Genomic DNA, 14,061 nt, shown 5'->3' on the forward strand with positions numbered 1-14,061 from the left:
CTTCTGCCTCCTGCCTCCTGCCTCCTGCCTCAAAACTCCAATTTCTAGCGGAGGGCTGCAAAGGTGAGATGCTCCCAGCAAATATCGCGTTCAGCAAAAACTATGAAATTTAAACCTCTCTACTACTGGAACAATCAAACAGGATTGCGTCAAGTTAAAATCCTAGCAACCATCTTTTTTGTATTAGTTTTAACTTTTAGCATAATTCGCTACGAAAGCTTCTTATCCACCTACGATCACGGTCTATTTAACCAAGTATTTTGGAATAGCATACACGGTCGATTTTTTCAAAGTTCAATGTCCTCAGCCGCCTCCAGCGCTTCGCTGATGGACAGACAACTTTCCTACCCATTTTACATTCATTTAGGGCAACACTTCGTCATCGATTTTCTAATTTGGATGCCTATTTATGCCTTATTTCCATCTCCCATTACCCTGATAGTGTTGCAAGTTTCTTTAATTGCCGCAGCCGGAATAGTGCTGTATTTCTTAGCAAGACACTATCTATCAGTTCCCCTGTCGGTAATGATAGTAGCCAGCTATTACGGAGCAAATGGTGTCATCGGGCCGACGCTGGGAAATTTTTACGAACACTGCCAAATTCCTCTATTTATATTTAGCTTGCTCCTCGCATTAGAAAAGCAGCGCTGGCCGCTATTTTGGCTGTTCGCAGTTTTAACATTAGGCACTCGCGAAGATGCTGGAATTAGCTTGTTTGGCATCGGAGCGTATTTAATTGTCAGTCGGCGCTACCCCCGCGTCGGCCTAGCTTTGTGCGCTCTCAGCTTTAGCTACGTGGTGTTCATAACTAATACAATTATGCCGATGTTTTCGGTTGACAATTCCCGCTTGTACTTAGCTACTTACTTTAGGAAATTTGTCAAAACCGAGAACCCGTCAACACTAGAACTGCTTTGGGCGATTATCAGTCAACCTCATCTTATAATAGAAGTATTTTTTAAAGATGCAAGTAGGCGAATTTTATATCTTTTAGGTCATTGGTTGCCGCTAGCCTTTGTACCTGTGATTACTCCTAGCGCCTGGTTAATGACTGTTTTTCCTTTACTGGTTCTGTTGCTGCAAGTTGTTAATAAGGCCGCTACTGGTATCAACACCCGCTACACATTTGCTATAATTCCGGGGTTGTTTTACGGTACAATCCTGTGGTGGTCGCAACATCAAGATAAATTCAAACCCAGGTTCCACCGCTTCTGGATTGGGTGTATCGGTCTGTCAATACTGCTTACGTACACTTCCAATCCGAATCGAGCTTTGTATTTCATCTCTCCTTATTCTTTTCAACCTTGGGTTTATCAATCTTTGCCGGCTCAACTCGGACACGCAGCTAATGTCAAAAAAGTCTTAAGTTTGATTCCCCAAGATGCTAGCGTTTCTACCAGCGGTTATATCGTTTCCCACCTTTCGGGCCGCCGGAACATCATCCGTTTAGAAGTGATGCAGATGAAAGACGAAGAGGGAAAAGTTGTTGATATTGATTATGCGCTGTTAGATTTGTGGCAGTTGAAGCAAAATAATTTGAAAGCTGAGGTTGACAGAGGTAGAGTTCGGGGGGGAGTGCGTTTTACTGATGTAGCTCTGCGGAATGGTTTGTACGGAATTGCTGAAGTATTGGACGGAGTTGTTTTGGTGCAAAAAGGCATAACTTCTAAGCCGGAAGTTTTGTCGGCTTGGTCGAAATTGCGGCAAGAAATCGAACCGTTGATGAAATAGTCGAAAGTCAAGGATCGAGCAGGCAGTTGCGATCGCCCCCTGAGAGTAAAATCAAGTAAAATTGCAAGTATTGGTCGATCGACCCCTGTTACTCGACTATATTTGCATTAAAGGTTTGCTATACTCCAGAAACAGACACATATTAACCTTTGGAAAATCAATAGGCCGGAGCTATGACATCCTATGCAACCTCTACAGCAAGAGCCGAGATGAGTGAGATCCGGCGCTTGAAAAACATACTGCCCCCAGAACTCCAAAGTTGGGTAACAGTAGAAAAAACAATAGAAGTTAATCCTACCCTGATCCGCAGCGAAGAAATAGGCAAAGACCAGGTAGAAATCCAAATAGACCTGATCCGCTGGGAACAGCTAGCAATGGATCAGCGCAACCTCCTATTTTGGCACGAAGTCGCCAGAATCCAAAACGACACCATTCCCAGAGACGGTTGGGAAATGGCAGCCCTCGCCATTGGTTTAGGCGGCGCCGTCGGCGAACTTTGGGTGCAAGACGGCTTGCTGCTGTTACTGGCCCTATCCCTGTGCGGCGTCTCCGGCTGGAGACTTTTCCAAAAAAACAACGGAGAGAAAAGTTTAAAAGAAGCAATAGACGCCGACGAAAAAGCCCTCGCCCTAGCCACCCGCTTCGGCTACACTCTCCCAAACGCCTACAAAAGCCTCGGCAGCGCCTTAAAAACCTTAATCGAGCAAACCTCCAAAAAACAGCAGCGGGCTAAATACGAAGCTCGTCTGCAGGCCCTCAAACGCAACGCAGCCAAAGCCAAAGCCAAAGTCAAACCCATCACCCGCGAAACATCCCAGTCAGAAAACGTCTACAATTCTTAACCTCATCCCCCGACGCTTGGTACGGGGTTTTCCAGTTAACGGTTAACTGTTGACTTCTGTGTTAGCTGTTAACTGTTAACTGCGATAGTTATCCGGTGCAAGAGAGGCACGAAAATTATTAACGACAAGATTAATGGGCCTGAATCCACAAAAATCTTGATTCCGATGTCAAAGTTTGACAGCGACTGCGTTCAAAAATCTTTGGGCCAAAACTGGCAAAAATAGACTTATAGCGGTTCTCAAGCGTGGTGAGGTATGCCCTATGCCCTATGCCCACGGAGGCCTATGCCCTATGCCCACGGAGGCCTATGCCCTATGCCCATGAGTACCTCATATGAGAGCTCGAAAGGCTATAAGTCTATTTTTGCCTTTGATATCATTCTCGGCGGGCGACTTGGCAGGCGTTTTTGTAAAGTTTGTATAAAGCTAGCCTTTTGTTAACCATAATATTTGGTAAAGGTGGATCTGCTAGGACAGAATAGGCTAAAGACATCAGCTTGAAATTTGAAACCAGGACTTCATGGTCAGTCAAACCCCAGAGGCAGATTTTCGGGTAACGTACTCGGACGAGATTCCCTCAGTTCACATACCCGTGCGCTTGAGCGTACTTGAAGCCGTAAACTTCAAGACAACCTGCCAGCAACTTTTTTCGGGAAGCACCGTTCCCAGCAAGATTGTCCTAGACTTTAGTCAGACGACATTCATCGACAGTAGCGGGATCGGTGCTTTAGTCAGCAATCTGAAATTTGCCAAACAGCGTGGCAGCGACTTGGTGCTCCGAAGTCTCAAGCCACAGGTGATGGCAGTATTTGCTCTCACCAGCCTAGATCAAGTGCTGACGATCGAGCAGCCCTCTGCAACCTCAACTCCCACAGAGACCAACCCCTCGGACAATCACCTACCGATGACCCACCCTTCAGTGCAATCGTGGGTGAAGCGGCTGATAGACATTGTTGGGGCAATCGTCGGTTTGGTGATTACAGGAATTTTGCTTGTACCCATAGCTGCAGCCATCACTATCAACGATCCAGGCCCGATATTTTTCGGTCAAACCCGCTGTGGCTGGATGGGCAGACAATTTCGGATTTGGAAATTTCGATCGATGTGTACCAACGCCGAAGCCATGAAAGACCAAATCAAAAACCAAGCTTCTGGCGCATTTTTCAAAAATGACAACGACCCGCGGATTACCAAAGTCGGGCGCATCTTACGCAAAACCAGCCTCGACGAACTGCCGCAGTTTTGGAACGTGCTCAAAGGCGAAATGAGTCTAGTCGGCACTAGACCGCCTACCCCAGACGAAGTTGAGCGCTACGAAGTCCCTCAGTGGCAGCGTTTGGATGTCAAACCCGGGATGACCGGGGAATGGCAAGTCAACGGTCGCTCTCAAGTCCGCGATTTTGAAGATGTCATCCGTTTAGATTTAAAATACCAACAAAACTGGAGCCTGGTGTATGACTTGAAACTAATTGTTAAAACTGTAACAGTCCTTTTTAACAAAAATAGTGGCGCTGTGTAGGAGCCCTCAACAACCCAGCCCTGAACTTTCAGGTGCTGTTGCCGACGGGCGGCGGGAACTCAAACTTGATACTTAGTCAAGCAGACGATCGCTAGCAATACCTACGTTAGCATTAAGTGTTAAAATTCACACGCCCAGAAAATGCACAGCTAGTTGCCAGCTCTGCAATCAGAGCATTAATAATTAGCAATTAGCCAGTTCCAGTCATACTCAAATGCTCCCAGCATGATTTTCGAGGACGAGAAGAACTCACCTGTGTTTAGAAAAGTAGCGACTGCTAACACGGTCGAAGCTTAAATCACTGCCTCGCAAGCTGACTCGGAAATTTTCCCTATTTAAACGCCCTACCGAGGCGGCTTACAGTATCGGAAGTCTCTCATTTGCTGTGCGAGTAAATGGTGCGAAAGGAATGCTCACCTTGAGGCAAAACGGGCTTCTTCAACTCAAGCTTGACTTAACTAATATGTTGCCAAGACCTTGCCCTCCTTTTTCTCTCCCTCCGGCGCTGAGTACAGCGGTGGTGGGGGCCGACCTGGGGGAAGAAAGATGAAAGACAAGCAACCAAAGGCCGAGTGGCACCTGCAGGTTGAAACAGACCTGAATGCTTTAACATCCGTTTTGGAATGGTTGGAGAATATCGTTTTGCCAATGATACCAGCGGATTTCTGGTGGCAGTGTCGGCTGATAATCAACGAAGGCTTTACAAACGCTGTCCGCCACGCTCACCAGAACTTGCCCCCCACGACGCCCATAGACATTGAGGTAAAAGTGTTTGCCGATTACTTAGAAATTAGGATTTGGGACAGGGGTCAACCCTTCAACTTAGAAGCAAAGCTGCACTCGATCATGCAAGAGCAGCGCGATCCTTTGGACAGAGACGGAGAAAGGGGACTGGTGTTCATGTACAAGCTCACAGACGAGCTTCGGTATATCCGTACCGACGATCGCCGCAACTGCCTGGTAATGCGAAAAAACATTAGCTGAGGGCGCGATACCCGCCCGGTAAGGGCGGCTTCTTTCCCAAGCAGTGAAAGATCCCTCGCCCCTTATTGTCCTACCCGGAACCCAACCACATCCTCTGCAATTCTGCGGGTGCAGGCTCGATGCAAGCGGCTGCAGGACAATTTGCTTCAAAATAAATATTATGCGTATTCTAATTTATTCCTATAACTATTATCCAGAGCCGATCGGCATTGCCCCCCTGATGACAGAACTAGCGCAAGGCCTAGTCAAGCGCGGGCACCAAGTCCGAGTCGTCACAGGAATGCCCAACTATCCCCAGCGCCGGATTTATCCGCCATATGAGGGCCAATTTTACCTCACCGAAGAACACAACGGCGTCACAATTCAGCGCAGCTATCTGCGCGTCAACGGCCCCCACCCCAGCCTCCTAGACCGACTTGTGCTAGACGGCAGTTTTGTCGTCTCCAGCGCCGTCCAAGCCTTCAGAGGCTGGCGTCCCGACGTGATTTTCTCGACAATGCCCCCTTTACCGATTTGCGTCCCAGTCGCCTTTTACGGCTGGATTCGCGCTTGCCCGATCGTCCTCAACGTTCAGGATATCGTCTCAGAAGCAGCCGTGCGCGTCGGCTTGGTCAAAAAAAACGGACTGCTAGTTCGCATTGCTGACGCTTTGGAAAAATTGGCATACTGCACAGCCAGCCAAGTTAGCGTCATCGACAGCGGTTTTGTCACCAAATTGCACTCTCAAGGAGTACCCCCCGAAAAAATAGTTTGCGTTCCCAATTGGGTTGATGTTAATTTCATTCGCCCTTTACCCAAGGAAAATAACTCATTTCGAGAAACTCACAAACTTAATGGCAAATTTGTCGTTCTTTATGCTGGCAACATTGCCCTAACTCAAGGCTTGCAAACAGTTGTCCAAGCAGCGGCTCGTTTGAAACACATACCCGAAATCGCTTTTGTAATTGTGGGGGAATCAACAGCCTTGGCGCGCTTGCAACAAGATTGCGAAACTTACAAAGCTAATAATGTAATGCTGCTACCATTTGAACCGCGAGAAAAATTGCCAGAATTGTTAGCTGCTGCTGATGTTAGTTTAGTTGTACAAAAGCGCCGCGTTACTAACTTCAATATGCCTTCAAAAATTCAAGTAATTCTCGCCAGCGGCAGGGCAATTTTGGCTTCGGTTCCCGAAACCGGTACGGCCCACAAAGCTGTGCAGCAAAGCGGTGGCGGGGTGGTGGTAGCGCCGGAAGATCCGGAGGCTTTGGCGGAGGCTGTTGAGGATTTGTACCTGCACCCTGCTAAGGTGGATGCGTTGGGCGAACAAGGCAGAAGTTATGCTGTAGAGAATTACGGATTTGAGGAAGCTTTGAATCATTATGAAGCTTTATTTGCGGCGGTTGCAGCAAGTCATGGTGATAAGCTGTTGCAGCCTTTGCCGAAATAATAAGCTCATTAGGTTAGTGAGTACCAACCGTTATTTGTTTCTTGGTGAAACCGAATCTTAAGAGTTATAATGTATTTACTGTATTTAAAGAGCGAGTAATATTTAACTATTTTTACAATGCCTGCCAAAGACACCTATCACAATGCAGTTAAAAATGCCCTGCTAAAAGATGGTTGGATAATTACGGCTGACCCGTACTTCATCAAATATGAGGATGCGGAGTTGTATGCCGATATATAGCAATCCTAAATCAGTTGTAAAAATATGTAGGGGTAGTGCTACCCCTACTCCCCGTGCCTACCCCACCCAAGGCGGGGCAACCGGGCGTGGGGAGAGCCCCTACAATAATTACACAAATCATTTAGGATTGCTATAGCAGCAGAAAAGCCGATCGCCGCAGAACGCCAAGGACAAAAAATAGTTGTTGAAATTAAGAGCTTTATTGGGCGATCGCTAATGTATGATTTTCACGGCGCCCTCGGTCAATACATTGTCTACCGAAATCTGATTCAACTCACGGCTCCAGAATACAGGCTCTATTTGGCAATTGATGATATTGTATACCAAGATTTTTTTAAACGCAAGTCTATCCAAGTAATTACTAATGAAAATCAGGTTTTGTTAATGGTAGTTGAAATGGCAAAGGAGGAAATTCTGGAATGGATAAATTAGAATACTATCGCAATACAATTAAACAAATATTGACTGGATATTATGAAATGACCGTCAAAGGGGCGATCGCACTAGATGAATTAGAGCCAGAGCATCGTCTAGCATTTGACGAAGAACGAGATCACTATCTATGGTTTCATTCGGGGTGGGATGGCAAAAAACGGCTCCGCCACATTACCATGTATCTTCGCATTAAAGATGGTAAAATTTGGGTGGAAGAAGATTGGACGGATTTGTGCGTAGTTGATGATTTACTAGCAGCAGGAATTTCTAAGGGCGATATTGTTTTGGGGTTTCATCATCCTAGCAAAAGACCTTGGACAGAATTTGCCACAGTTTGACGAGAGACAAAAATTTATAGCCTCATTTCACTCCTTTGGCTGTCACGGATTGGAGGAAGCTTTGAATCATTATGAAGCTTTATTTGCGGCGGTTGCAGCAAGTCATTCTGAGAAAATATTGGAGCCTTTGCCGAAATGAGCGCTAGGGGCGATCGCTCCGGTAAATGAAATCGCTCCCGTTGATAAGATAAAATTAGTAAGATGGGTGTAAAATAGCTACTTAATTATATTGTTTTATCCATAAAAAACTAAAGTTAGCAGCTAGACCGTATTAATTATAAAATCCTGTTTGGGGAATGGAAAGCTGATGCAAGTAGAGCAAATGAAGTCCAATGTAATTCTGCGAGGCTCCCTCTTCCCAGAACCTGTAAAAGTAATTATGGTAGTGCCGATGGGAGATGCCATTAAACTCATCGGCAAAGGAATCAATACCAACCAAGTTTACGAGCCCATTCTGTCCAAAGAACAGGTGGCTCAACTAGAAGCTACGCCAGAACAAGAACCCTTTGACGGCAACGCCCTGCATTTTCGCCTGGGCGTGGAAGCCCTGCGCTTGGGTTTAGCCTACGAATATGACCCTTATTTTGCCCTGGCGATCGCCCATGTAGACCCCCTGCCCCACCAACTAGAAGCCGTCTACGAATACTTTCTCAAACAACCCCGCATCCGCTTCCTGCTAGCCGATGACCCCGGTGCTGGTAAAACCATCATGGCCGGACTGCTACTCAAAGAACTCAAAGTCCGGGGCTTAGTCAGGCGTACCTTAATTGTCACCCCCGCCAACCTCACATTTCAATGGCAGCGGGAACTCAAAGACAAATTCCGCGAAGATTTTGAGGTGATTCGGGGCGATGTCCTGCGGGCAAATTACGGATCTAACCCTTGGAAAGAAAAGAAACAAGTCATAACCTCAATATCCTGGGTTTCCCGCATTGAAGATGCCAAAAATAGTCTCCTGCGGAGTCATTGGGACTTAATCATTGTGGATGAAGCCCACAAGATGAGCGCCTATAGTTCCGATGATAAAACCTTGGCTTACAAACTCGGTGAAGAACTCTCCAAACTCACCGACCACTACTTATTAATGACCGCCACGCCTCATAAAGGCGACCCCAAAAACTTTTGTTTATTCCTAGAACTTCTAGACCGCGATGTTTATGGTGATGTTACGAGTTTAGAAGAAGCAATGCGTCGGAATAATGCTCCGTTTTATCTGCGGCGGACTAAAGAAGCTCTGGTTACTTTCCCCGATACAGAAACAGGTCAAGCCAAAAAGCTATTTACTAATCGCAAAGTTGAAACCATCGACTTTCAAATTGATGACGAAGAATTGGATTTCTACGACGACTTGACTAAGTATGTAGAAGACCAGTCAATCAAAGCATCGGCCGATGATTCCGCCCGCGGTCGCGCCTTGGGTTTTACGATGGCAATGTTGCAACGTCGTTTCGCATCTAGTGTCTACGCAGTGCGGCGAAGTTTAGAACGAATGCGCGATAAACGCCAGCGGATATTGGAAGACCCAGAGGCTTATCGGGCCGAACAGATTGCTAAGAAAGTTCCAGAGGATTTTGATGAATTGACTGAAGCAGAACAGGAAAAAATTCTGGGAGATTTGGAAGGAGTCGTCGCTTCCATTGACCCCGTAGCGCTGCAACAAGAAATCTATCAGTTGAACAAACTGATCGACCAAGCGCGGACGTTGGAAAAACGAGAAGTTGAATCGAAACTGGTGAAACTGAAAGAAGCTATTACCCAGAAAGGCATATTCCAAGACCCGCTGATGAAACTGCTGCTTTTCACCGAGCACAAAGACACCTTGGATTATTTGGTGGGTAAGCTGCGGGAGTGGGGACTATCGGTGACTCAGATTCACGGGGGGATGAAAATTGGAGACAGGGATACGCCCAATACCCGAATTTATTCTGAACGCGAGTTTCGGGAAGATTGTCAGGTATTGGTGGCGACGGAAGCGGCGGGGGAGGGCATTAACTTGCAATTCTGCTGGTTCCTGATTAACTATGATATTCCCTGGAATCCGGTGCGCTTGGAACAGCGGATGGGTCGCATCCACCGTTACGGTCAGGATAAGGATTGTCTGATTTTTAACTTTGTTTCGACGAATACCCGCGAAGGACGGGTGTTGTGGAAGTTGTTTGAGCGCATCCGGGCGATCGAGATTGACATCGATCCAGAACGCACTGGCAAAGTGTTTAATGTTTTGGGCGATATTTTTCCGGCCAATCAGCTAGAACGGATGATTCGGGAGATGTACGCTCACAACTTGACGGAAGATGTGATTAAGAACCGCATCGTCGAGCAAGTGGACACCGATCGATTCCGCCGCCTCACGAATTCCGCTTTAGAAGGATTAGCTAAGCGGGAACTGAACTTAAGTGCGATTATTGGTAAATCAGCAGAAGCAAAAGAGCGACGTTTAGTGCCAGAAGTGATTGATGACTTTTTTGTGCAAGCGGCGCCGATTTCGGGGATTCACCCCAAGGAAACGCGCCAGCATCAGAAGGTGTACCGCATTGGGCGAGTACCGCGTACTCTATGGCCGATCGGGGAACGTTTGGAAACCCGCTTTGGCAAATTGGGTCATGACTACAAAAAGATTACGTTTGATAAACATAAGTTGACAGATGACCCAACGCTGGAATGGGTGACGCCCGGACATCCGCTGTTTGAGTGCGTGCGGGAAGATGTGCTAATGCGGGTACAGGATGATTTGCGCCACGGGGCAGTGTTTTTCGATTTGCATCGCGATCGACCTGCGAGATTGGATGTGTTTTCGGCGGCGATCGCCGATGGACGCGGTAACAAGCTGCACGAACGTGTCTATGTGGTGCAGACGGAAATCGACGGGACAATGACTGTGCGACAGCCGACTTTATTTTTAGATTTGGTGCCAGTAACTGATAGTGCCAAGTTGGTTGTTAGTTTGCCAAATGATACCGATTTACCCAGTCGCGACCAGACAGAACAAGCGTTGATAGAACAAGAATTGAATCGTTTTTTGACAGAAATCAGGACTCAACGACAGCAGGAAGTTAAGACTATTTCTGACCACATGGAAATTAGTTTTAGTACAATTATTGACAAAGTGCAGTGTCAGTTTGCTGAGTTAATTTCGCGACAAGAATCTGGTGTCAAGGAATCTGGACTAGACGGCCGCCTCAAGCAAATGGAAGACCGATTGTTTGAGTTAAACGGGCGATTGGAAACGCGGCGGGAGGAACTCGAAAAAGAGCGCAGTTGCACGATCGCGGATATTCAACATCACGGACGGGCTTGGGTACTTCCCCATCCAGAACGCACATCCCCTGAAATGGCTGCTATGGTTAGCGATCGCGAAATTGAGCGAATTGCAGTCGAGGCAGTTATTGCCTACGAGGAGGCGAGGGGCTGGCTGGTGGTGAGTGTAGAAAAGGAGAATCGCGGCTTTGATTTAATCTCCCGCAAACCTCATCCAGAAGATCCAAGCACGGCGATCGCGGTGAGGTTTATTGAGGTTAAAGGGCGATCGCGGGTGGGTGAAGTAGCCCTCACCACCAACGAATACAAGACAGCAGAACGCTTAAAAAAAGACTACTGGCTGTATGTAGTCTTTAACTGTGCCTCTACTCCAGAAGTGCGTTCAATACAAGACCCCGTGCAGTTGGGATGGGAACCGTTAGTGAAGATTGAACATTATCATGTTGATGCAGAGAAAATTTTGGAGGCGAGCAAGTGATTAACAAAACTAATTATCCCAAACGCCTCATTGAAGTTGACCTCCCCATCAAGCGGATTTCTGCCCACGCCAGACGGGAAAAATCTATCCGTCACGGGCATATTTCCACGCTGCATATTTGGTGGGCGAGGCGACCTTTGGCCGCGTGTCGGGCGGTGATTTGTGCTTCATTGTGGATCGATCCTGTTGATGAACTCTGCCCTCAAGAATTTCGGGATAAAGCAGCCAGCATTCTTAATGATTTTGCTAAGAAAGTGGCGACGGATAAGGATTTAGCTAATCATTGTTCTCCTGAAAATTGGAGTAAGTGGAAGGTTTTAGCAAAAACGGAAAATCAGTTAGATTCTAATAATCGCCAGCATCTCAATATTCTCCGCTATCGGTTATTGGATTTTATTGCGGATTTTGCTAATTGGGATAATTCCACACAGCAAGACTATTTAGAAACCAGTCGCGCTTTAACTCAAGCAGCCCATGAAGCTTTAGGCGGCGTTCCCCGAACTCGTCCCCTAGTTGTTGACCCGTTTGCTGGGGGTGGTTCGATTCCTTTGGAAGCGCTGCGGGTGGGGGCGGATGCTTTTGCTTCGGATTTGAATCCGGTGGCGGTTTTGTTAAATAAGGTGGTGTTGGAATATATTCCTAAATATGGGCAAAAGTTAGCGGATGAGGTGCGGAAATGGGGACAATGGGTTAAGGAAGAAGCAGAGAAGGAATTAGCTGAATTTTATCCTAAAGACCCTGATGGAAGTACACCGATTGCTTATTTATGGGCTAGGACAATTATTTCTGAGGCTCCTGATGATGGGACGGGGATTCCTGTGGAAGTGCCGTTAATGCGTAGTCTTTGGTTGGCAAAGAAAGCAGGGAGATATAGGGCTTTGCGCTGGGTACGGGATGCTTCGGGTATTGTGCAAACTGAGACGATAGAAGTGACTTATGCCAATGGGGTAACGCGCAAGGTGCGCCGTCCTTTGTTGGAAATTTTTGAGCCGAAGAGTGAGAAGGAAGTTGAGAAGGGAACGGTGGCAAAAGGCTCTGCTACTTGTCCTATTACAGAATATACAACAACAGTTATTTCAGTAAGACGGCAGATCAAAGAGCGACAGGGCGGTTCTTATGATGCTCGACTTATCGTTAAAATTGTTGCTGGGCAGAAAGGTCGTACATACTGTCTACCAGAGAGAAATGATCTAGATGTAATTAGTCTAGTTTTAAATAAGTTGGAAATCCTAAAAAGTAGTCATGTGGATTTTTTAAGCTTTATCCCAAATGAGCCTACACCAATAGATGGCACTGGAGGTAAAGGCGGCGGTTATCGCACCCGCAAATATGGCATTGAAGCATTCTCAAACTTTTTTACGCTAAGGCAGCTATTAGAACATACAACTCTATGGACGATTCTTAGAAAGATATTTAAAAAAATAGAAATCACTCAAGACAAGAACTTTTCTCAGGCAATAATCACTTGTCTTGCGCTAGCTGTAAGCAAACAAACTGATAGAGATTCAGCATTTTGTCGTTGGATTGCACAAAATGAGGCTATCGGCTACACATTCGGTAGGCAAGCTATACCAATGTTGTGGGATTTCGTTGAATCGCCTGCAATACTTTCAAGTGGTGGACTGGAAGGAATATTTGCTGATATTGCTGAAACAATTGCTGTTCAAAGTAAGCAAGATAATTACAATCTATCAGGAGGAATCTCTCAAAACTGCGCTACAGAAAACTCTTTGCCTGATGACTCTTGTACTGCTGTATTTACCGATCCACCATATTATGATTCTGTTCCATATGCAGAGCTATCTGACTTCTTTTGGGTTTGGCTTAAAAGAAGCCTTGCAGGTACTGGAATAATATCTAATAATTTAGAACTAACTCCCAAGGAAACTGAATGTGTAGTTAATTTGAACGAAGGGAAAGATAAAAACTACTTTCAGAATACTATGACCAAAGCACTTACCGAGGCTTGTCGCATTGTAGAGCCTTCTGGAATTGGAATTGTTGTATTTGCTCACAAATCCACTTCAGGATGGGAAACACAGCTACAAGCAATGATTGATGCAGGATGGACAATTACTGGTTCATGGGCTATTGATACTGAAAGACCTGGAAGACTAAGAGCGCAAGACTCTGCAGCCCTTGCCTCATCAGTTCACCTTGTCTGCCGCCCTAGAGAAAACCCCGATGGCACATTACGCGAAGAAATTGGCGATTGGCGCGATGTCTTACAAGAACTACCGCAACGGATCAAAGAATGGATGCCGCGCCTCACGGATCAAGGCGTAGTCGGAGCCGATGCCATCTTTGCTTGTTTGGGGCCCGCCCTCGAAATTTTCTCCCGTTATTCCAGTGTCGAAAAAGCCAGCGGTGAAATCGTCACCCTCCGCGAATATCTCGAATATGTCTGGGCTGCGATTTCCAAAGAAGCACTCAGCACCATTTTCAAAGATGCAGACACTTCCAGCTTTGAAGAAGATGCTCGATTAACTGCCATGTGGCTGTGGACACTTTCATCAGGTGATGGAGAAACAGGCAAAATGCCTGTTCCACAAGGTGATGGAAAAACAGGCAAGATGCCTGTTCCACAAGAGGAAGAAGATCTTAGCGATGATGACGACGAAAGCACAGGCAAAAAAGCAAAAATCACAGGCTTTAGCCTGGAATATGATGCCGCCCGCAAGATTGCTCAGGGACTCGGCGCTAACTTGGAAAACCTCACCAGTCTCATACAACCCACATTCCGCACCCCCAACTGGCACATAGACGGATTGAGGGCGTAAAAGTGAATCATCCGAGACAATAATGAG

The 14,061-nt window shown here is 46.5% G+C and carries 10 protein-coding genes; all 10 read left to right on the top strand.

What is annotated here, in order from left to right; translation table 11 throughout:
* Positions 1-102: 102 nt before the first annotated feature.
* The 10 genes from QUB35_RS35740 to QUB35_RS35785 all read left to right on the top strand — a co-directional run bounded on the left by QUB35_RS35740 (position 103) and on the right by QUB35_RS35785 (position 14,034).
* Positions 103-1,731, top strand: a complete 1,629-nt coding sequence (locus tag QUB35_RS35740; RefSeq protein ID WP_333147314.1) for a DUF2079 domain-containing protein — start codon at positions 103-105, stop codon at positions 1,729-1,731.
* A gap of 173 nt (positions 1,732-1,904) precedes the next feature.
* On the top strand, positions 1,905-2,573 hold the full coding sequence (locus QUB35_RS35745; RefSeq protein ID WP_333109239.1) for a DUF3318 domain-containing protein: 669 nt from the start codon (positions 1,905-1,907) through the stop codon (positions 2,571-2,573).
* Positions 2,574-3,093: 520 nt separating this feature from the next.
* Positions 3,094-4,092: a sugar transferase gene (locus QUB35_RS35750; protein ID WP_333147316.1), complete on the top strand. Its 999-nt coding sequence runs from the start codon at positions 3,094-3,096 to the stop codon at positions 4,090-4,092.
* A 546-nt stretch (positions 4,093-4,638) separates the two neighbouring features.
* Positions 4,639-5,076, top strand: a complete 438-nt coding sequence (locus QUB35_RS35755) for an ATP-binding protein (RefSeq protein ID WP_333147319.1) — start codon at positions 4,639-4,641, stop codon at positions 5,074-5,076.
* Between the two features lie 160 nt (positions 5,077-5,236).
* Positions 5,237-6,505, top strand: coding sequence for a glycosyltransferase family 4 protein (locus QUB35_RS35760; RefSeq protein ID WP_333147321.1), 1,269 nt, complete (start codon positions 5,237-5,239; stop codon positions 6,503-6,505).
* Between the two features lie 117 nt (positions 6,506-6,622).
* On the top strand, positions 6,623-6,745 hold the full coding sequence (locus tag QUB35_RS35765) for an element excision factor XisH family protein (protein WP_333147323.1): 123 nt from the start codon (positions 6,623-6,625) through the stop codon (positions 6,743-6,745).
* Positions 6,746-6,871: 126 nt separating this feature from the next.
* Positions 6,872-7,177, top strand: coding sequence for an element excision factor XisH family protein (locus tag QUB35_RS35770; RefSeq protein WP_333147332.1), 306 nt, complete (start codon positions 6,872-6,874; stop codon positions 7,175-7,177).
* On the top strand, positions 7,165-7,518 hold the full coding sequence (locus tag QUB35_RS35775) for a XisI protein (RefSeq protein WP_333147325.1): 354 nt from the start codon (positions 7,165-7,167) through the stop codon (positions 7,516-7,518). Before QUB35_RS35770 ends, QUB35_RS35775 begins: the two co-directional genes overlap by 13 nt.
* Before the next feature lie 307 nt (positions 7,519-7,825).
* Positions 7,826-11,254, top strand: coding sequence for a protein NO VEIN domain-containing protein (locus QUB35_RS35780; RefSeq protein WP_333147327.1), 3,429 nt, complete (start codon positions 7,826-7,828; stop codon positions 11,252-11,254).
* Positions 11,251-14,034, top strand: a complete 2,784-nt coding sequence (locus QUB35_RS35785; RefSeq protein WP_333147330.1) for a DUF1156 domain-containing protein — start codon at positions 11,251-11,253, stop codon at positions 14,032-14,034. The genes QUB35_RS35780 and QUB35_RS35785 overlap by 4 nt, the downstream gene beginning before the upstream one ends.
* The last annotated feature ends 27 nt before the right edge of the window (positions 14,035-14,061 follow it).

This window comes from Microcoleus sp. B13-B6 (genome assembly GCF_036705405.1).
Taxonomy (GTDB): domain Bacteria; phylum Cyanobacteriota; class Cyanobacteriia; order Cyanobacteriales; family Microcoleaceae; genus Microcoleus.